The sequence below is a fragment of the Pelagibius sp. Alg239-R121 genome (assembly GCF_947331435.1).
Classification (GTDB): domain Bacteria; phylum Pseudomonadota; class Alphaproteobacteria; order Kiloniellales; family Kiloniellaceae; genus Denitrobaculum.
The window spans coordinates 213,386-233,321 of sequence record NZ_CAMZOF010000010.1 but is presented as its reverse complement, the minus strand read 5'-3'; the positions used below and the strand labels follow the sequence as shown (position 1 = coordinate 233,321).

General features: G+C 54.8%; 15 protein-coding genes. 3 read left to right on the top strand and 12 right to left on the bottom strand.

Going from position 1 to position 19,936, the window contains the following annotated elements:
• Nucleotides 1–65: 65 nt before the first annotated feature.
• Entirely contained in the window at nt 66–2,102 is a 2,037-nt protein-coding gene (locus tag QMZ18_RS29080; protein ID WP_282609908.1) for a TRAP transporter permease, read from the bottom strand.
• Between the two features lie 97 nt (nt 2,103–2,199).
• Entirely contained in the window at nt 2,200–3,213 is a 1,014-nt protein-coding gene (locus QMZ18_RS29075) for a TAXI family TRAP transporter solute-binding subunit (RefSeq protein ID WP_282609907.1), read from the bottom strand.
• Nucleotides 3,214–3,948: 735 nt separating this feature from the next.
• Between QMZ18_RS29075 and QMZ18_RS29070 the strand changes: the two genes are divergently transcribed.
• On the top strand, nt 3,949–4,128 hold the full coding sequence (locus tag QMZ18_RS29070; protein WP_282609906.1) for a hypothetical protein: 180 nt from the start codon (nt 3,949–3,951) through the stop codon (nt 4,126–4,128).
• 103 nt (nt 4,129–4,231) lie between these two features.
• Here QMZ18_RS29070 and QMZ18_RS29065 read toward each other — a convergent pair whose 3' ends face one another.
• The 5 genes from QMZ18_RS29065 to QMZ18_RS29045 all read right to left on the bottom strand — a co-directional run bounded on the left by QMZ18_RS29065 (nt 4,232) and on the right by QMZ18_RS29045 (nt 11,361).
• Nucleotides 4,232–4,843 (bottom strand): flavin reductase family protein, encoded by a 612-nt coding sequence (locus QMZ18_RS29065; RefSeq protein ID WP_282609905.1) that lies wholly within the window; start codon nt 4,841–4,843, stop codon nt 4,232–4,234.
• Between the two features lie 65 nt (nt 4,844–4,908).
• Nucleotides 4,909–5,937, bottom strand: coding sequence for a DUF3179 domain-containing protein (locus QMZ18_RS29060; protein ID WP_282609904.1), 1,029 nt, complete (start codon nt 5,935–5,937; stop codon nt 4,909–4,911).
• 94 nt (nt 5,938–6,031) lie between these two features.
• Nucleotides 6,032–7,246: an MFS transporter gene (locus QMZ18_RS29055; RefSeq protein ID WP_282609903.1), complete on the bottom strand. Its 1,215-nt coding sequence runs from the start codon at nt 7,244–7,246 to the stop codon at nt 6,032–6,034.
• Between the two features lie 181 nt (nt 7,247–7,427).
• Nucleotides 7,428–8,426, bottom strand: coding sequence for a DUF2336 domain-containing protein (locus QMZ18_RS29050; RefSeq protein ID WP_282609902.1), 999 nt, complete (start codon nt 8,424–8,426; stop codon nt 7,428–7,430).
• A 409-nt stretch (nt 8,427–8,835) separates the two neighbouring features.
• Nucleotides 8,836–11,361, bottom strand: a complete 2,526-nt coding sequence (locus tag QMZ18_RS29045; RefSeq protein WP_282609901.1) for a PAS domain S-box protein — start codon at nt 11,359–11,361, stop codon at nt 8,836–8,838.
• 405 nt (nt 11,362–11,766) lie between these two features.
• Between QMZ18_RS29045 and QMZ18_RS29040 the strand changes: the two genes are divergently transcribed.
• Together QMZ18_RS29040 and QMZ18_RS29035 are read left to right on the top strand one after the other, a co-directional pair.
• Entirely contained in the window at nt 11,767–12,309 is a 543-nt protein-coding gene (locus tag QMZ18_RS29040; RefSeq protein ID WP_282609900.1) for a polymer-forming cytoskeletal protein, read from the top strand.
• A 349-nt stretch (nt 12,310–12,658) separates the two neighbouring features.
• Nucleotides 12,659–14,986 carry an ATP-binding protein gene (locus QMZ18_RS29035; protein ID WP_282609899.1) on the top strand — a complete coding sequence of 776 codons (2,328 nt, stop codon included), beginning with the start codon at nt 12,659–12,661 and terminating at the stop codon, nt 14,984–14,986.
• Between the two features lie 76 nt (nt 14,987–15,062).
• Here the strand turns inward: QMZ18_RS29035 and QMZ18_RS29030 are convergent, their stop codons facing one another.
• From QMZ18_RS29030 to QMZ18_RS29010, 5 genes are all read right to left on the bottom strand, one after another.
• Nucleotides 15,063–16,442 carry a tetratricopeptide repeat protein gene (locus tag QMZ18_RS29030; RefSeq protein ID WP_282609898.1) on the bottom strand — a complete coding sequence of 460 codons (1,380 nt, stop codon included), beginning with the start codon at nt 16,440–16,442 and terminating at the stop codon, nt 15,063–15,065.
• Between the two features lie 64 nt (nt 16,443–16,506).
• The gene (mtnA, locus tag QMZ18_RS29025) at nt 16,507–17,616 is read right to left on the bottom strand and encodes an S-methyl-5-thioribose-1-phosphate isomerase (RefSeq protein WP_282609897.1); all 1,110 of its coding nucleotides are present in this window, start codon (nt 17,614–17,616) and stop codon (nt 16,507–16,509) included.
• On the bottom strand, nt 17,613–18,914 hold the full coding sequence (gene mtnK, locus QMZ18_RS29020; protein WP_282609896.1) for an S-methyl-5-thioribose kinase: 1,302 nt from the start codon (nt 18,912–18,914) through the stop codon (nt 17,613–17,615). Before mtnK ends, mtnA begins: the two co-directional genes overlap by 4 nt.
• A gap of 256 nt (nt 18,915–19,170) precedes the next feature.
• Entirely contained in the window at nt 19,171–19,368 is a 198-nt protein-coding gene (locus QMZ18_RS29015) for a hypothetical protein (RefSeq protein ID WP_282609895.1), read from the bottom strand.
• A 323-nt stretch (nt 19,369–19,691) separates the two neighbouring features.
• Nucleotides 19,692–19,877 carry a hypothetical protein gene (locus tag QMZ18_RS29010; protein WP_282609894.1) on the bottom strand — a complete coding sequence of 62 codons (186 nt, stop codon included), beginning with the start codon at nt 19,875–19,877 and terminating at the stop codon, nt 19,692–19,694.
• Nucleotides 19,878–19,936 lie beyond the last annotated feature (59 nt).

The window sequence follows — 19,936 nt, the reverse complement described above, 5'->3', positions numbered from 1 at the left end:
CGCTGCGGCTTTATTCCGGATCTATGGAATTTTTTTCGTCAAAGTCGAAAAAAAACGAATCTTCGTCAGCGTATAGCTTGTTTTCGTTTTGCGAACTGGATCAGCAGGACGGGCAGAAGAAGCACAAAGCCGAACAGCATCGTCGTGATGCCCGGTGCGATAAAAAGCAGGGATACCAGGCCGATCCACCAACGCTCGAGCGTTTTGAGCGGCGCTACCAAAAAGCCTGAAAAGGCGACACCCAGGCAACTGATACCCAGCATTGCACCAAGCAGGGTGACGGAGAAGGCGGCCCAAGTGAAACCGTCCGCGACCAGCAACAGAGCCGGCGAGTAGACGAAAACAAATGGAACCAGCGCCTTGGCGATCCCAAGCCGGAAAGCTGTGTTTCCGGTTTTAAACGGGTTCGACCCGGCAATTCCCGCCGCCGCGTAGGCGGCCAGTGCGACAGGTGGTGTGATGTCGGCGAGAACGCCATAGTAGAATACGAAAAAGTGGGCAACCAACTGTTCCACTTGAAGCTGAGCCAAAGCAGGACCTGCAACAGCAACCAGTATGATGTAGGTTGCAGTCGTCGGAATGCCGGCACCCATGATAATGCAGGAAAACGCGACCAAAAGCAGAGAAAAGAACAGAGCCCATTGCGCGACCGCAAAGTAGCTGAAAGGCCAGACCGAACCCATAACGGCGCCGATATCAGTGGCGGTTTGCAGCACCACGTATCCTAACCTGAAGCCCACACCTGTGAGTGTGACGACACCCACAACGATACCCACGGTGGCGGCCGCTGCGCCGACGGCAAGGGTGCTGCGGGCTCCAGCTGCGAGCGCGTTCCAAAGATCACGCAGGTTTAGCCGGTTGACTGGATTCAGGAATCCGACGACCACACAAGCAATGATTCCGTACACGGCCGCAAAATCCGGCGTGCGTCCTGACAGGATCAGATAAACGAGGATGAACAGAGGAATGATCGACAGCCAGTGTTGCCGCAAAACGATCAGGGCCTTGGGCAGTTCATCAGGCGATAGACCTCGCAGGCCCAGTTTGCGGGCTTCGAGATGGACCATAATGAAGATCCCGAAGTAATGCAGAAGTGCCGGGAACAAAGCGGCGGCTAAAATATCCCGCAGCGGAATTTCCAGGTACTCGACCATGATGAAGGCCGCTGCGCCCATGATGGGCGGTGTGATCTGGCCGCCGGTTGATGCGGTTGCTTCGACAGCACCGGCGAAATGCGCCGGGTATCCGATGCGCTTCATGGCCGGAATTGTCAGGGCACCGGTCGTGACCGTGTTTGCGATCGATGATCCGGAGATCGTGCCCATGAAGGCGGAGGAGAAGATGGCGACCTTTGCGGGGCCGCCGGAATAACGGCCTGCAATGACCATGGCCAAGTCGATGAATAGCTGGCCCAAACCGATACGAGTTGCGAGCACTCCAAAGAGGATAAAGAGAAAGACGTATTGCGCCATCACGCCGATCGCAACACCATAGATTCCCTGATTGGTCATATAGAGATGGTTGATCAGGCCCAGCCAGCTGGTTCCGCCATGTTTCAAGGCGCCGGGCGCCCAGGGGCCGAAGATCGCAAAGAGGATAAACAGGATGGCAATCGCGGGAAGTGTCGGGCCGACCGACCTACGCGTCGCCTCCAATGTCATCAAAAGCAGTGCAGTTCCCATGATGACATCGAACTGTGAGGGGTTGCCCACGCGTTCTGCGACGATTTCGGGCGGGAGGAGCGGCAGGTAGAGTGCTGCAGCGACGGCGGCAAGACCGAAAAGAATATCGAGAAGGTTCACTCCGTCCAGGCGGTACCAGGCGGCGGGCGCTACTTGCGAAGCTTGAGCCCGGCGGAAGGAGAACATGAAAAAAACAAGACCCAGAACAAATGACAGATGGATGCCGCGATGCAAAAGTTCCCGCACAAGGCCAAAACCGGACGCATAGAAGTGATAGATCGACATGGCCACAAGCGCGGTGGTGACGAGAAGGGTGATCCTGGCGCCTGTGGAACGGAAGGCGGTTTCGGGGTCGTATTTTCGCTCAAGCTCCGCAATCTGTTCGGGGGTAAGCCGAGCCTCGTCCTGCTGGTCCGCCATCACTTCTTGCCCCCGCTCGTGCTTACTTAATGAAAAACCCGAACGCAGAGTCTCAATCTGCTCCAGCGCCCGGGTTTTAAGGTCTTTTAGTGCCGCCCTATTTGATCAGGCCGACTTCTTTGTAGAATTTTTCCGCACCGGCATGCAGCGGTACGCCGACACCCGAAAGTGCACTCTCCATGGTGATGGTCTTGCCTTTGGCGTGGCCAACGTCCAGCAGCTTGCGGGATTCTTTGTTCCACAGCGCCTTGGTGATGTTGTAGATGAGTTCGTTATCTTCGTTGGCACTGGTGAACCATTGGGCACCCACGGAAACAGTCGATGTGGCTCCGACACCCTGGTAAACGTCGGCAGGAATTTCGCTCTGCGCAAAAAAACCGTACTTGTCGGCAAGGGCCTTCGCGCCGTCGCCATCGATCGGTACCAGTTTGATATCGGCCGCCGAAGCGAGTTCAACCAGTGAACCCGTTGGGTAGCCTGCGACCACGAAAAAGGCGTCGATCTTGCCGTTGCGCAGTGCTTCCGAAGCGGCATTGCCTTTTAGGGCCTCAGCATCAACGTCGGAAATAGCCAGGCCGTTGGCTTCGAGGATCAGATTCGCATCGACGTAGGTACCCGATCCGGGTTCGTCGAGTGAAACCCGTTTTCCCTTCAGATCAGCGACGCCGTTGATACCGCTGTCTTTCAACGCCACCAGATGGATATGCTCCTCGAACAGGGCAGCGATAGTCCGCAAGTCTTTGGACGGTTCTTTACCTTCCATTGTGCCCGTGCCGGTGTAGGCCCAATAGGCCACGTCGGATTGGGCGAATCCCGAGTTTCGCAAGCCGGAGATAATAGCGTTGACGTTGTCGACCGATCCACGCGACGAAACCGCTGACGCAATCAGACCATCGACACCGCAGCTGCCGCCTTCGCCGCACTCTCGCGACCCCGGGGGTTTGGATATGGCGTTCGCGATGACGCCGCCTACGGGATAATAGGTATAGGCGGTGCCGCCCGTGCCAATCGTAAAAAACTTTAAATCTTGCGCCATTGTAGATGCTGACAAGCCGCCGATCAGCAGGGTTGCGGTGGCTGCCGTTTTTATGAATCCACTCAGTATTGTCATCCCGTTTCCTTTCCCGTTTCGTTTGCCGGTGCTCAAATCGCCGGCATAGAAGGTATCAGTCTGGCTATCACGAGGCCGCTATCATTGGACCGAAGGTCGCTAAGAGGTGCGGACTACTGAGAGGTAGAAGACAAAATACCGCCCAGCGTCCTCTACGAGGCGCGATCTATGAAGAATTGTGATGTTGAACAGGTATTACCTGACCCTGACCGAAACCGCTTGATGCGAGTATGATTTGCGAAACCGATGCTATGCAAGCGCCTTTGCGAGAGGACTGAACAAGGTCATTTACCTTGATAGTGGAAGGGCCGGTAAAAAAAATTGGCGTTTAGCCAATGGTTTAGTTTTATTCTTAATTAAATTGGTAAATATGCATAAAAACAACAATTTAATGTAACTGTAGCTCTGTAAATTAACTATAGAGATCGATTTTAACTAATATTAAGATAAATAAAAAGTAATAATTTAGTTGAAATGAATGGAGAAATTTTATATTTATCTCGTCATTCTTCAATGTATGGAGAGGGGCGTAAGTATGATGTTAGCGGGGCTCCAGACGGCGGACATTCAGGAAGTAAGATCCGCTCAATCTGATTTAGCAAACAATATGATTTCAACCATGGGCAGGGACGCGGCGATTAGTGCTTGCTGGGCGAACGAATGGCTCGGTGTGCTCGAGGAAATTTATGCCTTGGACCGCGTTTCCCTTAACCTCGCAACGGGGGAATAGAGAACATGGTTATCGACGCAAAAATTACCGAAGGCTATGTCGTGCTCTGTGACGAGCACAGTGAAATGCATAGTTTTCTGATCGGCTCTCTTGGCTTATCCGTGGAATGCCCGCATTGCGGTTCGACGGCGCTCGCGACCGATCTGGCAACGGACTATTACCTCTCTGATCAGGCGGCAGCATAAGTCTGGTCCCGGCAAAGCAGAATACCTACGGCGAAAACCTGAAGGGCCACTGGACACGATTGTTTCAATCGGGACCGGTGGCCCTTTATCTATCTGAACTGCTTTACTTCGGCCGGCGCATCGAGAAAACGCTCTCGACCTTGGTGTAGTCCATGTAACCCATCCGCGCGATGGGCACGACCTTGGAGATGTCCACCAAGCCATCGGTCAGCACGTCATCATTAATGTGGATGCCGACAACCTGACCGATAACCATGGCGTTGTCTTCTAACGGATTGTTGCTGGGCAGCTTGATGATCTGATGGGTTTTGCACTCCAGATGGATTGGAGAAGCCTTGACGCGCGGCGGTGCGACCAGGACAGAGGCTTCGGCCTCCAGTTCAGCCGTTGCCATTTCGTTGGTCTCGGCTGGATATTGCCCGCTGCTGACGTTCATCTCCTGTCTTAAATCCCAAGTCGCAATGTTAACCACAAACTCCCCGGTTTCGCGGCAGTTGGTAAGACTGTCTTTTGCTTCGCCGTGTTTCAGTCCGTTGGACGAAAACATCACCAGATGAGGGTCGGACGCCAGTCCATTGAAAAAGCTGTAAGGCGCGAGATTGACTACGCCTTCGCGATTGACGGTAGATATCCAACCGATCGGACGAGGAACAATGCAGCTTTTGAAGGGGTCGTGCGGAAGGCCGTGCTTATTTTCAGCGGTTTCGTAGAACATAAAATCTCGATGATATCTGCGGGAAAGCTCTGAGCGGGGAACTTATCAACAAGTTCCCACTTGCGCTACTCGATGCGCAATTCGCCTTCGGGATGAAAGGCATGAAAAACGAAGGCAAAGGTAACGTCGTACGGCACATCGACCATCGTACCGTTCTCCAGACGCTGAACAATGACATTACCGACATCGCGGCCTTTGGAGATGGTGCTGCTATCGAGCGCGGAATTCTGCCCCGCTTCCCATGTAAGCACCAGATCATCACTTTCGATCTTACCGCCCGCGCGCAAGAGGTTCATGCTCCAGGCCTTCTTGCCCACCGCGACGACCCGTGCCATGGGTTCGATGCCTTCGGGCATTTCACCGCGGTAGAGGAAAGGAACTGCAGAGGTGTCGTAGCCGTCATAAGGATTACGGCCGTAGGACCGCATGCCCTCATCATTGGGTACCAGCACCTGTCCATCGGGGTTCCGGGCTGCAAATCGCTCCCACGATTCCAGGCGGGAGGGCAGCATTCTCAACTTTGTTCCGGTCATTTCTCCGACGATGGCTTCGCCGAGAAACTGCTGCCACCAGCTTTCCGTCGTCCGGTCGTACATGACAAGGTCTGAATTGCGAAGTTTGCCGGTCGTGCCGAACTCCAGAATCTTGCCGTCGACCTCACGGTCGAACACGATTGCCGAGTTGCACAGCGGGCAATAGGTCACGGTGACGGGTTTACCGCCGATCGTATCGTTAACGATCTCATGCCAAGTCAGAATCCGCAGAGGATACGCCCGCGCCTCGCCATTTACCGTCAAGCCGACGACGGGCTCGGTCGGGGCCAGATCACTGACAGAAGCGACCGATACAAATTTCGGGCGATCGATGGAAGGGATGCCGTCCTTGGGAGGGCCGCCGCTTAAAATCTCGCTGAATTCGATGGAATGAAGTGAAAAATCAGTGTTGGGCCACTCCGACTTCCACCAGTCAACGGATTGGGCGGCGGCGGGTGAGAGGATGCCCGCCAAGTTCATACCGAACAAGGTCGGGACTGTTATGGCCGCTGCTAAAATCGCTGTTCTTATCGGCGCGTAGGCGAGATGAAGGAACCCCATGGCCAAGTGTTGGCTAGTCTTGAAAGAAAAGCGAATCACACTCGGGTGAACGCACCACACCGCAACGAGCTATTGAATTGGGTCAAATCCGAGCCTATTCGGCAGGCACGCTCGCCGCCGCAGATTTGCCGAATACGGTTTCATTGCCTGGTTCAGGATGCAACGGAACACCGAAAGCCAGCACCAGGGACACGGCAGCCATGGCTGCACCTGCAAGGAATACAAGCGCCGGAGAAGAGAGCCAAAGCAGGCCGAAAACAACCGGGATCACTACGGCCGCAATGTGGTTGATGGTAAAACCGACACCCGCGGTCGCCGCGATATCCGCCGGATCTGCGATCTTCTGGAAATAGGTTTTGATAGCGATCGCGAGGGCAAAGAACATGTGGTCGATGACATAGAGTCCGGCAGCAACAGTCGCGTTCTCGACAAAGGCATAGGAAACGAACACGATGATCAGGCCGACGTATTCGAATAGCAACGACCGGCGTTCACCAATCTTGCCGATCAAGCGCCCGATACGGGGTGCCAGCACCACATTAATTCCCGCATTTATGAAGAACAGGACTGCGATTTCGCTAACTTCGTAGCCAAATTTTTCGACCATCAGGAAGCCGGCGAAGACAATGAATATCTGTCTGCGGGCGCCAGACATAAAAGTCAGCAGATAGTAGAGCCAGTAGCGCCGTCGGAGCAGCATCTTCTTATGCTGGCGTACCTTTTCAGGATAATGCGGAAACATACGCCAGCAGGCCAGGGCGACGACAACGGTCAAGCCGCCGCCGAGAACATAGACCAACTGATAGGAAAGACCCGCGAAGTCGAAGGCAAGCCAGATAAGGGCAAAAGTGACGATCGATGCCAGGGAACCGACAGCCAGGATCTTCGCGAGCACTTCGGCTGTCCGTTTCTTGTCGATCCATTGCAGAGCAAGCGATGTCTGCACGGTTTCGAAGTAGTGATAGCCGAGCGACATGATCACTGTTGTGGCATAGAGTCCCAGCACTGAAGGAAAGAAACCGGTCACGGCCGTTCCAATGCCCAGGAGCAAAAGCGCCAGCACCGCCAAGGTCTGTTCTTGAAGTAGGAGCAAGACAAGAACGACGGCGAAGGCAAGGAAGCCAGGAATCTCGCGTATGCTCTGCAGCATTCCCATTTCGGCGCCGGTGAAGGCTGCAGATTCGATCGCGAAATTGTTGAGTAGCGTTTGCCAGGTAGCGAAGCTCAAGGGCACTGATGCTGCCATCAACATCAGCAGAATTTCAGGCTGGATCCAGCGATTGCGTGGTGAGGTTGTTTCCGTGCTCATGGACTGCGTTTAGCAGTTTCCAACTGGATTGTCCCTGGAAATGCTTGCAAAGGGTGTTGAAGTTCTGCACCACCTCGCGGCGTTATTGCGTTGTGTGTCTACGCGGCTTCGATTCTATGTCGATGCTGGTCACTGGGAACAATGGCTTTTGTCCAAGCTGCGGTATTCAAGCCAGCAGATATCAGGCTACAGGGGTCGATGAATCGGTCATGGCTTGCACTTCGCGATCGACTGTTTCGGCGATCTCGCGGTGCAAGAAGTTTGGAATTTTGGCTTTGGTACAGAGTTTCCCAGTGGCCTCGACACCACCGTCTCGCAGGATCAGTTCAACATTTTCGACCGAAATGCCGGTCCGGACGGCCATGGCGGCTTCAAAGAATGGCAAGTTGCCGTTGCGGATCGCCATGAGGCAGAAGGTGTGTGTCAGTTCGCCCTTGCCATAGAGTTCTTTGGCATAGCCCATCGCTTCTGCAGCCGTAGCGAATTCCGCAAGCTTCAGGAGAGCGTTACTCTGTGCGTCCTGAGCTAGAACATTTACAAAATCAGGCGCCATGCTGTAGCGCGTCTCGAGTTGTTCCCGTGCAGAGTCTGAAACACGCTTAACGAGTTCGGTTGCGATGGAGGGCGGTAAATCGGTCCGGGTCGCCATTTTTTCAAACAGCGTTTGGTCATCGCAGAAACGCTTCGTCAGGGCCGCAAAACCAGATTCGTCAATTTCCGCTGGTTCGTTCTCAATCAGAGTGTGGGCGACGTCGGCATCGCCGAGCTCTGCCAGGAGACCACTTACCTTCGATGTCAGGTCTTCGCGCCCCGCAATCGCGCTGCGCACGGAATCAGACACTGCGAGCGCGATGGCACAAAGTTCGTTTTCCGAGAATATCTCAGTGACCTCAAGAAACGGGACCGCAACGGAATCAAGGTCGTAAGCGAGCGTGTAACCGATGTCTTTTGGTAGAAACTTGCAGCCGCGCACGCTTCGGGCTAAGGATTCCCGAACGACTTCGACAGCATCTTCAGCCAATTGACGGGCAATCGCCCAGGTCAACTCACGTTCAAGCTCGCTGAGCCCCGTGTCTAACTTGCCGCCAAGTTTTCGCGCTACTTCTGCACGTTTCTCTGGCTGCATTTCGCTTACCAGATAGTCTGCATTGTAACCGCGTAGAGTTTTCTTTGTTTCCACGAATCATCCTCAAGGCTTAGGTTCGAGCTAAACCATGCCCACAGCATCGCTCAAAGACGTTATAGAGCGGTTAATCTTTTCAGAATCAATGATAGCGGAATTGGCGACAAGCTTTCGGTTTTGGTAAAATATTTCAATGTACTAGGCTAATATTCTTAACCCTCCGCCCCACTTGTGCCGAACGATAACTTAATTGATAAAGTTGCGTAAATTCGCCCCTTGCGAGAGCTTCCGCAGTGGTAATTCGCAGCAAGAGAAACTCGCTAATTCTGCGAGTGAGGGGGAGGAGCGCACAATCTGAAATAGAACAAGCGCGGACTCTAATAGTGGAAAGAGGAAAAATTCTTCACGATTTCGCGAGGACCGTCTTAGAGTTTGTCCCTGCGCGCTGATCAGAGCGCCAGTCCGTTCAATCCGGTTGTTTACGCGCAGGCTGTTGTTGCGTCACCGCCGAGCCGCCTTCCACTGCCTTGGCATAACGGGGAACCGCTCGAACCGCTGGGAACTTAACGGTAATGGTAGTGCCGACACCCACGGCACTCGCGATATTGAGCGAGCCTTCATGGGCTTGTACCAGTTTCTGAGTGAGAGGCAGTCCCAAACCTGTGCCCTCATGCCCTTTTGAAAAGGCATTTGTGACGTGACCAAAGACTTCCATGGCGACAGTGATCCCAGCCTCATCCATGCCAATACCGGTGTCCTTGATCTTGACAACAAAATCGGCGTTCTCGTTAGTTGCGATCGACAATGTGACCAAACCCCCTTCAGGGGTGAATTTAACCGCATTCGACAGCAGGTTGATAAAGATCTGCTTGATCCGCAATTCATCTGCAAAGAGATATGGCAGGTCCGGATCGATTACGCTTTCTAACGTCACCTTGCCGCTTTCGGCGCGTGGCGTGATCAGGCGGCGGGCCGCGGCCGAGACATCCGCCAGATCTACTTTTTCCTCATGGAGTGCGAGTTTTCCGGCTTCAATCGCTGAAAGGTCGAGCGTGTCGTTGATCAATTGCAGCAGATGTGTGCCCGATTCATGGATATTGCAGGCGTAATCCATGTATTTGGGACTCGACATGGGCCCGAAGAGTTCTCGGCGTATGACATCGGAAAAGCCGATGATTGCGTTCAGCGGGGTCCGGAGTTCGTGGCTCATGTTCGCCAGGAACCGCGATTTGACCCTGTTTGCAGTCTCGGCGCGCTCTTCTGCACGCTTTCGGTCCATAATCTCTTCGCGCAGTTCTCTGGTCCGTTCTTCGACACGGACCTCAAGCTCGTCACGAGCGGCCTTGAGGGCTTCTTGCGCCTGCTTGCGCTCAGTGATGTCCTCGGCGATGGCGATGAAGTGGCCTTTGCCACCTTCGGCATTGCGTACCGGTGAGACCGTCATGGCACACCAGATTTCCCGGCTCGCCTTGGTCTTTAACCTGAGTTCTCCGCGCCAGATACGACCGGCAGTGACCACGGTAAGAAGGTCTTTGCACTCTTCGCTCAAGGTCTCTGCGCCTACCAGCTCGCGCGGCAGCAGGCCTGACACCTCACCTATGGTGTAACCGGTCAAGCTGGTAAAGCTCGGGTTGATGTATTCGATATTGCCGTTGTCGGTTGTGATGATGATCGCGGCCGGGCTTTGTTCGACAGCACGTGAAAAGGTACGCAACCCTTCGGTCAGCGCGCTGTTTTCGATTTCATGCTGCTTGAGCGCCGCCACCATATGGGTAAAGGCGTCCGCGGTTTCCTGTACCTCGGTATAGCGGCTGCGAACCACTGTCGTTGACGCGAGATCGCCGCTGGTAATGGCGAGCGCATTCGCACGCAAAGCCGCCATTGGGCGGGCGATGGAACGCCAGAGTAAGAAGCCTACAAGGCAGGCAACAACTGCGATTGCGACCGCCAAGTAGATGTTAAATATCTGATTATTCTTGATTTCTCCAAGGAAATCATTCTCGGGTACATGGATGGCAATGACCCAGGGCCAGTTCGGGTTTTTGAATGGCGCAAAGATCGCGTGGAAAGTTTCGCCAGCGACTTCGAAGGTCGTGAATTGCTGGGATTTCAGATCGAAGGCATTGCCTGAACGCGAAAGGGAGGCGAAAGCGGCTCGGCTTAGATTGTCATCGAGTTCCTCGATCCGCGTGAAACGCAGCCCCTTCGAACTGTCGGAGCTTGGCACTTTGATCTTGTCCGCATCGGGAAAGGCGATGACATCGCTGTTCTGATTAAGGATGAAAGCGGATCCCGAGTTCCCGATCTTCAAGCGGGCGAGAAAGGTCGAAATTTCTGTGATTTCGATATCCACGCCGACAACGCCGCGGATCGTACCCTCGGAATCATAGACCGGTGCAGCGGTTGTGATGCCCGGTTGGCGAGAAGTGAAAAAGATATAGGGATTGGTCCAAACAAGGTCCCCCGTTGCCAGGGCCTTCTTAAACCAGGGACGAGTCCTCGGGTCGTAGGTATCCTCTAGGTCCCGATTTCGACCGGTTTCCAGATAATTGGCATCCCGCCAGAGCAGCTCTACGGTTCGGTCGTCTCCGTTCTGGGTGATTACTTTCGTCCGGTAACCACCATTCGCGAATTTGTCGTCACGTTTGACATAGAAAAAACTACCATCGGTGGCGCCAAAGTAAATTCCGGCGAACTGCGGATAGAGCCGAAGTTGCTCGAAGAAATAACGCTCCATCGACTTTGGGTTGTCGCTGCTGAGGACATTATGGTCGGCCAGGCGCTGCGTTAAATCGGCTGCTGTCTGGGCTGGAGACAGGAAATCCTCAGAGCGGTCGATCGTGTCGGAAGCCACGTTTTCCATGATCTGGCGGGCGTGACCGAGAAGAACTGCTTCAGTCGTAACGTAGGACGAAAAGAGAATCGCGGACACCGTAACGAACTGAAGGCCTATGATCCCCATGACGAGGACGCTTCTGATGGAAGGCTTCATAAGCCGGATTTCCGCTCTGATACTTGTTCTGTCTGTTGATCCATAGCTTCTAGGCTCGCAGAAATGTACTATCAGGACAACTCCCGCAAGTCTCATGAGGGGCGGTGGGGTTTCAGGATCTGGTTTTCTCGGAGCTAGGTAAATCCCACACTGGGTGATCGCCGGTTGCCGGCATACACCTCAGACGGGAGGTCACATTTCGCCAAACCAGATACTATGGAACGCTGACATGATTGGCGCTTGCAACTAAAAGGGATGGCGCCAGTTCACAGATATGACACAGATCGTACGGAAAATGGTCATTATTGTCGTCGAGAGTGAGATCTAATCGTTCGGTGCTCAGGAGATCCAATTCGGAACTTCTGAGGTGCCGCATGTTGCGAGATAAGGGGAGGAGGCCAGATTATGTTTTCAAGAGGCGAAAAGTCAGGGGAAGCGAAAGTGGAGCAGTCCAAAGCTGAACAGCCCAAAGCGGACCAGACCAAGGTGGAACAGACGACCACGGCACAGACGGCGACGCCGACACCACAGCGGTCGAGCAGCGGTAAGCCTTCGGTGATCAATGCCGATCTCCGGGTGATTGGAGATCTCGAGAGCGCTGGGGATATACAGGTCGACGGCGTGGTCGAGGGTGATATCAGGTCCCGCACGGTGACCGTGAGCCCGGGCGCGAACATCAAAGGATCCATTCAGGCGGATACGATCAACATCAGTGGCACCGTCAATGGTCAGGTCGAAGCGCCGACCATCAACATCTCGAAAACAGCGCACATGACCGGCGACGTCATCCATCAAATCCTGTCCATCGAAGCAGGGGCGAACTTTGGCGGTAACTGTCGGCGGCTTGAAAGTGTGAAAGCGGCACGCGCCGTGCAGTCTGCCGCACAAAAGGGCGGCGCAACCGCTTCCGGTGAAACGGCTGGCGGAACTAAAGCCGTCGGATCCTAAAAGCGCCCGCTCAATATCGATTTGATATGGACCTGATCCGCCGTCCTCAACGGCGGAGAAGGTGGCGCCTTGCCTTCTTTAGGCCTTAGGAAGACACCCTTCCGGTGTGACGGATTGACGCCCCAAATAATGCCATGACGCCGTCCTGAAGGAGTTGGAAGGCCATTCTGCAGATCCGGGTTTTCCAATATTGAGCGCGCTCTGCAATTCTGAATTGCGGGACAGAGCCGGGCTGCCGTAATAAAATGTTGAGTTCGCAGACAAAAACACTCTATTGAACTATAACCAATTGTTCACGGGTCTGCGTATAAAACAGCGCAAAGCTCAGGTTTTTTGAAGACGGTCGGCTTTGCACAGGTCCTATACAATATCAGCGCTGGTACTTGCGACGGCTGTCGCCTTGTTGGGTGTCGACGCGCATCAGCGTCAGTCGGCGAGCGTCAGCGAGTTGAAGCGCAGTTTCGAATCAACTGTTGCGCAACTGAACAGCGCCGTTAAACGAGCTGGTGATCATATCGACATTCTACGGGATGTCGCGCAGCACGAATTGCTGAATTACCATCATCTGGGTGATGGGCACAGAAGCGGACCAAGCCTCTACGACAATCTTGAGCCGTCCCCTTACTTCAACGGCTATGCCCTCGATAATCTGACGTCACAACCTCAATTGTCCCGTTTCGGAAACTTGACGGGTATGGGGGAATTGGACCCTGACGACCGCCCTCAACGCATTGAAATCGAGATGGCGCTTCGTCTCAACCCGCTTTTCGCGTCGTCACAGGGCTCGGTTCCTCACATCAAGCGGATCTATTACCGGTCCTTGAGAGGCTTTGAAATCACGTACCCTTGGGTTCCCTCCGCCGTGCACCGGTTTCAGGAAGAAAGCCTTTCCGAACCTTTGATTACCAATGGACATGTCGACAAGAACCCTGGACGAACGCGGTTTTGGGGACATTCAACCGAGACCTCGCTGCAGACCGGCGAAATTGCCAGCCTTGCCGTTCCCGTGGATCACAAGGATCGATATCTCGGTATCATCGCTCTCGATCTGGACCTGGAAAAATTGGGTAGTGATCTCCGGGCCGGTTTGCCGAGTATCGGCCGGATGTTTCTGTTGGATAGCGACCAGCGGGTCTTGGCTTATGCTCCGGCGAAGGAGGCACGCGACGACGGCGGGGTTAGCGAGGTGCAGATCTTCCAAACGGCGCCAGCAAATGTCCGGCGGTATCTAGATGCACGAGGCAGGCCCTCTGATATCCTCGTGATGCAGCAAGACGTGGTAGGCGTGCCCTGGCAAGCGGTCCTGATGGTGTCCCAGGGAAGTCTGCTCGTCGAAACCCTCAAGGATATGTGGGCTGAGATTGGAGCCCTGCTTTTGTTGATTTACGTTCTTCTGACTGTTGAACGGCGGCGACGTGTTTCGATCGCCCTCCAAAAAAGCGAAGGCGATCTTCGAAGTTACGTTGCCGATCTGGAGGAAAGTAAACTTCACATCGAATCTCTGATGGCCGAGATGGCGCGCGAGACCTCGCGACATCGTCATCGCGAGCGGCAGTTATCCGAGGCCCAAAGAATCGCGCACCTCGGTGACTGGCATTGGAATGTCGAGACAGAGGTTGTCGAATGCTCGGCAGAGCTGTCACGTATGCTCGGGTTCAAAGAGCGTAAAATGGCAGTCGACTTTAGAGACCTCCTGGATCGGGTGCACCCGCAGGATCGCGATATCTTCGTCAATACGCTGGAACAAACCGTTCGGGAAAAGTCCGCCTGTGACTTTGCTTTCAGCGTTTTGAGAGACGACGACAGTGAGCTGTTCGTCAGATTGGACGGCAGTTGCGAATTGGGCGGCGACGGAGAGGTCGCGGCTCTCTTCGGCGTTTGCCAGGACATTTCGGTGCAGAAGGCAACGGAGATGGCACTGATTCAGGCGCTGAACCAGGCCAAGGAGGCGAACCAGGCGAAATCGGACTTTTTGGCCAATATGAGCCACGAGCTTCGCACGCCTCTGAACGCCATAATCGGCTTCGGACAGGTTATTGCCGGTGAGCTCTTCGGGTCGATCGGTAATGCCCGCTACCGGGAATATGCCTCTGATATTCTCGCAAGCGGCGAGCATTTACTGGATATTATCGACGACCTCCTTGATCTCTCGAAAATCGAGGCAGGCGAGTTCGAACTGCATGAAGAAGAACTCGATCTGGTGGAACTGGCGCGCGAAGTCATCAAGCTGATGGGTCCGCAGTCGGAAAAGCTGGAGATCACTCTTTCTTTGCAGACGATACAGGATCAAATCTGGATGCGGGCCGACCGACGGACTCTGCGTCAGATCATGATGAACCTGCTTTCCAACGCAATTAAGTTTTCCAATGTCGGAGATGTGGCTGTTCTGGCTATCGAAGACGCGCAAACAGACGGGATTTTGCTGACTATTCGCGATACCGGCATTGGTATCGATGAAGACGATTTGACGCGTGTTATGCAACCCTTTGGACAGGTTGCTAACCCCTTGTCGCGTAACCATCCCGGCACGGGACTGGGACTGCCGATCGTCAAGGCGCTGATCAAGCTTCACGGCGGCAGGTTCGAAATTGATAGCGCACTTGGTCTGGGTACGACCGTCAAGGCGGTCTTCCCGCCCGACCGGCGCGTCTCAAAGCGCCTTGAGCGTGTGTCCTGACGAGAGTTGAATTGCTCTCAATCCCGTTCCTGCATTGGATTGAGAGCTTTCGCTGAGGTCAAAAAAATCTCAACCTTCAATGAAACGATTCCGCGGCGCGCTGACGGGCATCGCCGGCGGCATTGGATTCACCGAGACCGTTCAGGACTTCTGCGTATTTTGCCCAGCTGTCGCTGTTGCGAGGACGCAAGGCCAAACGTTCCGAGAGCAGGTTCCGTGCAAGCTTCAGTTCGCCGGCTTGCATTGCGGCATCAATCAGAATTTGGGCGAATACATCGCGCTGGGCGTGGCTTGCGCCGATACGGGCATACTCGAGCCTTATTGGAAGCATTCGTTCAATGCAGCGCCGGTGATTACCTTTGAAGTAAGCGGCGATTGCTTCACAGAGAGGAAGTGTCAGATCCGCGATTGTCCCGGCTGCGACATTGCCTTTTGTTGAGGAGAATTCGAAGAGGGACGTGGTCAAACGGGCGATATCCATATCGTAACCGCGTCGGGCGAGGGCGATCATAACGTGGGTGTCGGTAAACGGCAGCACGTGATCGCCGATTTTTGCGGAGCAGATGTTCGCGACGTCATCCCAGCGGTCACCGACGTCGACGCCCCGCAACTCCAATCTCAGGAGCATCGAAACAGCATTCTGTACATCCAGATAGAAGTCCGTTGCTTCCGGATAGATCGCTGTGTCGTAGAGTGAGAGGACCCGCTCGGTATCACCTGAATCCAGCGCAAACATCGCCAGATGCCAATAGAGGTGTTCTTTCATGGGGTTGCGGTCGGCCCAGTCTTCGCTGGGAACGGTCAAGAGTTTGATGCCTTCGTCGAGGCGCCCCTGCATTTCGAAGGTATGCCCCAGCGCGTGGACGGCCCAGAGGTCGTCGCCATTCAATTCGACGGCCTGTAGTGCGGATTTTTCAGCTGCAGCATAGTCGCCGCTTTCTTCGAGGCCGAAGGCATGCATGCCCAGCAGGAAACCGTAACCAGGAACCGATGCGTCCCAACTTGACTGAAGACGCCCGACCGCGTCGCGCATGCCGTAATTCCGCCCAAGCCAGAAGGAATTATGATGGTGCAAGCGTGCGGAGAGGATATCGCGCGGATATTCCAGCAGAATTTCATCCCAAATCTGACAAGCCCCGCGTGTGTCACCACGGTGCAGCGCTGCCAGGGCGGCGATACTCGCCTTCTCGCGCCACGTCGCATTCGCCGACAAAGCCTCGGCCGCCGCCAGACTTTCGCCGACCTTGTCGTGTAGCGTCACCGAGTGAAATCCGGAAAGCAGAAAGCCTTTCAGGCAATGGCCCATGGCGAAGTCCGGATCTGCGTCCAGGAGTCTTTTCAGCGACGGTGTAGCCGCCAAGCGGAACTCCAGATAGTTCTGTATCGTTTCGTCGTACGCCGCAGCAGCGGCATCACTGTCGGTCGTCAGGGGGATCCCGCGTTTGTCGCTACGCATCCGGCACTCACTCCAGTCTTTGTCTTATGCAGCCATGATGGCGCTTGGAAGAACTTGGCGTCGATCAGGAAGCCGTCATCGCCTGTTGTTGCGGAAACAGGGTTTCCAAACCTTCTCGCGACGCAGGACTGACACCACGCTCGGTGATCAGCCCAGTGACGTAGCGGGCCGGCGTCACATCAAAGGCATAATTGGCTGCGGGGCTGCCATCGGGCGTTAGTTGTATGGTGACCAATTCGCCTTCCGAGTTGCGGCCGGTCATGTGAGACACCTCAGTCGCGTCGCGCTGTTCGATCGGGATATCCCTCAAACCATCTTCCAGGGTCCAGTCGATCGTAGGACTGGGTAAGGCTACGTAGAAGGGGACGCCGTTCGCATCAGCAGCCAAGGCTTTCAGATAGGTGCCGATTTTGTTGCAAACGTCGCCCGCGGCCGTCGTCCGGTCTGTTCCGACGATGCAAATATCGACCAGGCCGTGCTGCATCAGATGACCGCCGACGTTATCGACGATAACCGTGTGGGGAACGCCATGACGGTTCAATTCCCAGGCCGTGAGGCTTGCACCCTGATTTCTGGGCCGGGTTTCATCGACCCATACGTGAACCGGTATCCCCTCGTCATGCGCCTTGTAAATCGGGGCGATTGCCGTGCCCCAGTCCACCGTCGCAAGCCAGCCGGCATTGCAGTGAGTGAGGACGTTGATGACGCCTTTCCGCTCATTCTTTTCCCAAAGTGCAGAGATTAAATTCTTACCGTGATCGCCGATTGAGCTGCAGATCTCGACGTCTTCGTCACAAACCTCTGCTGCCCGCCGGTAAGCAGCTGCCTGACGTTCTTCCGGCGCCAATGGAAGCAGTTTCGAGCGCATGTCGTCGAGTGCCCAACGCAGGTTGACCGCCGTCGGCCGTGTCGCAAGCAAGGTTTCGTAAGCCTGGGCGAGGCGGCTGTCCGATGCGTCTCCCTCCAAGGCCAGACACATGCCGTAGGCGGCGGTGGCGCCGATTAGAGGGGCGCCGCGCACAAGCATTGCGCTGATGGCGTGGGCGGCATCTTCCAGGCTTGTCAGCTGCACGGTCGTGAAGAGATGCGGAAGTTTTGTCTGGTCGATGATCTCGACCGTCTTGTTGTCAGGTGCAAGCCAAATGGTCCGATAGGCTTTGCCGTCGACATTCATTGTTCAGCCCCTTTCTGGAGTTTCTGTGCGTGGCTTACAACAGACGCAACGCTGTCGTACTTGCGGCGGTTGACGATCAACTCCCGGCCCAGGAGCAGCGCCTTGGTTTCGCAGGTTGCGCGCAGGTCCGGATCCTCGATTGTCTCCAGATCCTCGACATGAGCCAGACCGAGAATCCGTCGAACCATCTTCATGCCCGCAAAGCCTAGGGAGTCGTGAAACATCTCTTTCATATAGACATCTCGGTAGGCTGCCAGGGTGGTTGCTCCCGCAGGGTCGTCAAAGAGTTCGGGCAGGTAGATATCGCCTCGGCCTTCGGTTTCCCAGAGCCGGAGGAATTTATTGCGGAAACCTTCCCAGATCAGTCCGATCTGCTCCAGTATCCAGATGCCGTAGTCAATCCTGTCGTCATCGGCGGTGGCGTGGCCGGTTTGTGAAAAGTACGCGAGGAGCAGATTGCCGATCACCGCACCCACGTCGAACCCGCGCGGTCCGTAGAACGCAAATTCCGGGTCGATCATCTTGGTTTCCGTTTCCGTTACCATAATCGAACCGGAATGAAGGTCTCCGTGGATCAAGGCTTCCGCACGCCCCATAAAGGCTTCCTTGAGAATCTGTGCTTCCAGCTTGAGCGGCGCGTCACCCCTGAATTTAGCCGCCATGTCATCGAGCTGGGGTGTTGTCCAGCGATTGAGTTCGGCAATGCGGTAAGGGTCGGTGAAAACAAGATCTTCGGTGATCTTGCAGAGTTCAATATTGTCGCAGAAGACGGCGTTGCGCGCCTTCTTTTTAGAGGCGGGCAGATAGAGATCGGAAGTCTTGAACAGGGTTTGCGCCATGAATTCGGCGACATGTTCGGCGAGGTTAGGATAACGGATCCCCGCGATCAGGCCCTTCCGCAGAATGATGTGCGGCGTCAGGTGTTCCATGACCGTCAGCGCCATGGTGTCGTCGTAATGATAGACCGCCGGCACCAGCTCGGGTACGCAGTCTATTTCGGTGATCAGGGCTTCATGTTCGAAGTAGGCGCGCTTCAGGGGCAGGGGCCAGCTTTCACCGACGAGGCGGACATAGGGCAGGGCTTGCTTGACGACAAGCGAACCAACCGACCCACGCACAATGAATACGAGATTGAGGTTGCCGTCGCCGACTTCGTCCACCTGCCATTCGTCGGCGCCGCCACCCAGTTTTCCGGCGCAGCTGTCGACGCCCGCGAGATAGGCTGGCAGGCTGTCGGCATCCAACGGACGATATTCCTCAGCGGCCTGTGCCACCCGCGATTCCGTAGCCAGCGACATTCCTGATCTCCTCCCGTCAGCATACCTGTTCTTGGGCAATAGCGGGTTCCGCTGCTGCCTGTTTCAGTGATTGCCTAGAGGATGACAGAAACCACGGTGTCGAACCAAGCCGAAATCGCGATTCAGCGCTTGGAACGGCAAATCCACACATCAGAAAATCAGGTGTAGTTTGCGCATCTCGAAGTTATCAACCGACGTGGACATCGTGCATCGGTGATGGCTTTCGCAACTGGGTAAAGCCTTGTGCTTTGTACGCTCAAGAACCTGTGCGTTTGAGTTGGGCGGGTGTTGCGATGAAGCCTTCGTCGTTGGCAAATGCCAGATAATTATCGAGGACGCGCATGAGCTCTCCACCGTCGTCAGACAGTTGAACACCATGCTCTTTGGTCGTGCCACGGACAGCGGCGCAAAGGTCGAGCAGGAGAGACGTGTGATTGAACGCATAATCGCCCATGGACGAAAAATTCCTCGTAAAATTGCAGACTGACGACAGGCCCGACAAGACCCCTTGAAGACCGTCGCACGCTAAGTCGTGATCATGTCTTCAATATGGCGTCGTCTTTATTTTTTGACGACGAGCCGCCATTTCAAGATTAAATGTTAAACACCTTTTGCGCGTACATCAAAAAAATTCATACAACTGTCGCCGGTGCTTAAGATCGCAAGCATGACTCCATCAGGAGTCTCTTTACCATCTTTATCGGACGTCTATAGCATTCCGCCCGTCGATGCAACTCGTCTGTATGCAAGCATCGGGATCGAACCATACGTTCGGCCCTAAAGTGTGCGCCTGCGCACCAGAACGAGCACGATTCCGAAGACGATCAACGCGGCTCCCGCAAAGTTGCCGATAATCGTCAGCATTCCGAGTCCGATGGGGTTGCCATCGGCAGGTCCGAGTAGGACATACAAGAGAATTGGCGCGTAGCTTAAAGCGACGATCCAAATCCCAAGCTTTATCATCCCACCCTCCGGTTCACCCGATCGCCCTCTAACGCACTAGAGTAGGGACTGAATCCTCG

Bases quoted from the DNA above. Each gene is read 5' to 3' on its own strand.
- QMZ18_RS29080 (WP_282609908.1), bottom strand. From the start codon at position 2,102: ATGGCGGACCAGCAGGACGAGGCTCGGCTTACCCCCGAACAGATTGCG.
- QMZ18_RS29075 (WP_282609907.1), bottom strand. From the start codon at position 3,213: ATGACAATACTGAGTGGATTCATAAAAACGGCAGCCACCGCAACCCTG.
- QMZ18_RS29070 (WP_282609906.1), top strand. From the start codon at position 3,949: ATGGTTATCGACGCAAAAATTACCGAAGGCTATGTCGTGCTCTGTGAC.
- QMZ18_RS29065 (WP_282609905.1), bottom strand. From the start codon at position 4,843: ATGTTCTACGAAACCGCTGAAAATAAGCACGGCCTTCCGCACGACCCC.
- QMZ18_RS29060 (WP_282609904.1), bottom strand. From the start codon at position 5,937: ATGGGGTTCCTTCATCTCGCCTACGCGCCGATAAGAACAGCGATTTTA.
- QMZ18_RS29055 (WP_282609903.1), bottom strand. From the start codon at position 7,246: ATGAGCACGGAAACAACCTCACCACGCAATCGCTGGATCCAGCCTGAA.
- QMZ18_RS29045 (WP_282609901.1), bottom strand. From the start codon at position 11,361: ATGAAGCCTTCCATCAGAAGCGTCCTCGTCATGGGGATCATAGGCCTT.
- QMZ18_RS29040 (WP_282609900.1), top strand. From the start codon at position 11,767: ATGTTTTCAAGAGGCGAAAAGTCAGGGGAAGCGAAAGTGGAGCAGTCC.
- QMZ18_RS29030 (WP_282609898.1), bottom strand. From the start codon at position 16,442: ATGCGTAGCGACAAACGCGGGATCCCCCTGACGACCGACAGTGATGCC.
- mtnA (WP_282609897.1), bottom strand. From the start codon at position 17,616: ATGAATGTCGACGGCAAAGCCTATCGGACCATTTGGCTTGCACCTGAC.
- mtnK (WP_282609896.1), bottom strand. From the start codon at position 18,914: ATGTCGCTGGCTACGGAATCGCGGGTGGCACAGGCCGCTGAGGAATAT.
- QMZ18_RS29015 (WP_282609895.1), bottom strand. From the start codon at position 19,368: ATGGGCGATTATGCGTTCAATCACACGTCTCTCCTGCTCGACCTTTGC.
- QMZ18_RS29010 (WP_282609894.1), bottom strand. From the start codon at position 19,877: ATGATAAAGCTTGGGATTTGGATCGTCGCTTTAAGCTACGCGCCAATT.